Source organism: Citrobacter sp. wls827 (assembly GCF_005280875.1).
GTDB classification, from domain to species: Bacteria; Pseudomonadota; Gammaproteobacteria; order Enterobacterales; family Enterobacteriaceae; genus Citrobacter; species Citrobacter youngae.
Genome location: NZ_SZWR01000010.1, coordinates 543 through 2,462, shown reverse-complemented (window position 1 = coordinate 2,462; position 1,920 = coordinate 543). Strand labels below are relative to the sequence as shown.

At 51.0% G+C, this 1,920-nt stretch carries 2 protein-coding genes; one reads left to right on the top strand and one right to left on the bottom strand.

The window, feature by feature from the left end; all coding sequences use genetic code 11:
* Positions 1-38: 38 nt before the first annotated feature.
* Positions 39-362 (top strand): YfiM family lipoprotein, encoded by a 324-nt coding sequence (locus tag FDX03_RS03405; protein ID WP_003838356.1) that lies wholly within the window; start codon positions 39-41, stop codon positions 360-362.
* Here FDX03_RS03405 and FDX03_RS03400 read toward each other — a convergent pair.
* Positions 359-1,657 carry an MFS transporter gene (locus FDX03_RS03400; RefSeq protein WP_003037551.1) on the bottom strand — a complete coding sequence of 433 codons (1,299 nt, stop codon included), beginning with the start codon at positions 1,655-1,657 and terminating at the stop codon, positions 359-361. The genes FDX03_RS03405 and FDX03_RS03400 overlap by 4 nt on opposite strands.
* Positions 1,658-1,920: the final 263 nt, after the last annotated feature.

Genomic DNA, 1,920 nt, shown 5'->3' with positions numbered 1-1,920 from the left:
CCCCGTCCAGTGACGGGGTTTTTCATATGGAGGCAACGGTGCGCCTGTTCATTCTTACCAGCATCCTGGCCATTTCTGGCTGCAGCCACATGGCTAACGACCAGTGGAGTGGGCAAGACAAAGCTCAACACTTTATCGCCTCCGCCATGCTTGCCGCAGCCGGCAATGAATATGCCCAACACCAGGGCAACAGCCGCGATCGCAGTGCGGCTATCGGCCTGATGTTCTCAGTCAGCCTGGGCGCGTCAAAAGAACTGTGGGACAGCCGTCCCGCAGGGAGCGGCTGGAGCTGGAAGGACTTCGCCTGGGATGTTGCAGGCGCGTCTACCGGCTATGCGGTCTGGCAACTGGCACATTACTAGAGGCGCAGACCTTTCCCCTTCCCATGCAGCATCAGCGATACTAAAAACGCGACAACTGCCAGCGCGGTGACGTACCAGAAGAATGTCGTTTCCATACCGACAGACTTCAGGGATAACGCCACATATTCAGCTGAGCCACCAAACAGGGCATTAGCCACCGCATAAGATAAGCCAACTCCCAGAGCGCGCACCTGCGCCGGGAACATCTCAGCCTTCAAAATACCGCTGATTGACGTATAGAAACTCACGATTAACAGGGCACACATCACCAGAGCAAACGCCATATACGGGGATGTTACGCTTTGCAATGCTGTTAGAATGGGAACAGTGAAAATCGCAGCCAACGCGCCAAAACACAGCATTGAAGTACGCCGGCCAATTTTATCTGACAACGCGCCGAACAGCGGTTGAACCAGCATGAACACACACAGTGCCGCCGTCATAATCCCGCTGGCTACGTTGGCATGCATACCAGCGGTATTGACCAGGTATTTCTGCATGTAGGTTGTGAACGTGTAAAAACACAACGAACCCGCGGCGGTAAAGCCAAGCACCATGACAAAGGCTTTGCGATTACGCCACAGACCTTTCAGGGAACCCGCTTCTTTCAGCGCGCGAACGTCCTGTTTCGAAGTTTCATCCAGTTGGCGACGCAGCCATAGCGCAACAATAGCCAGCACGGCGCCCAACGCAAATGGAATACGCCAACCCCACGCTCTGAGCGCAGAGTCTTCTAACGTGTGCTGTAATATGACCACAACCAGCAATGCCAGTAACTGTCCGCCGATTAACGTCACATACTGGAATGAAGCATAAAAACCTTTCTTACCTTCAACGGCAACTTCACTCATATAGGTCGCGCTGGTTCCGTATTCACCACCTACAGATAACCCCTGGAATAGTCTGGCCAGCAGCAATAGCGCAGGGGCCCAGGTACCGATAGTTTCATATCCCGGTAGACAAGCGATCACCAACGATCCCATACACATCATACAAACGGACAGCAACATGGACTTTTTACGCCCGTGCTTATCCGCGATACGGCCAAACAGCCAGCCTCCAATTGGTCGCATCAAGAAGCCTGCGGCAAACACGCCGGCGGTTTGTAAGAGTTGTGTGGTGGTATTTCCTGATGGAAAAAAGATATGAGCAAAATAAAGAGAACAGAAAGAGTAGATATAGAAATCAAACCATTCGACCAGATTCCCTGATGATGCTCCGACAATCGCCCATATACGACGGCGGGTATCGCCGTCTGCCAGCGCCCCGTTCTCAGTTACACTGCTATCAGCCATTAGAATTGTACCCCTGCCAGGATCTTATGAATCTATCAATGATGTTTCATGTCTGTTTTAGTAAATTAAATGTTACATAATTGTTATAATTTATTATGAGAGATAGATCACGATTTTAATTAGCAGGAAAAGGATTAAGAAATGTTCGAAGGAAGAGAACCAGGTTGGCTGTCAGAATTGCCTGATGCGCTGCGCTTAATCCGGCAATGTGCACCCCGCACAGACGCAAAAAAGCCTATCCGTCAGGATGAGCTTCTTCACTT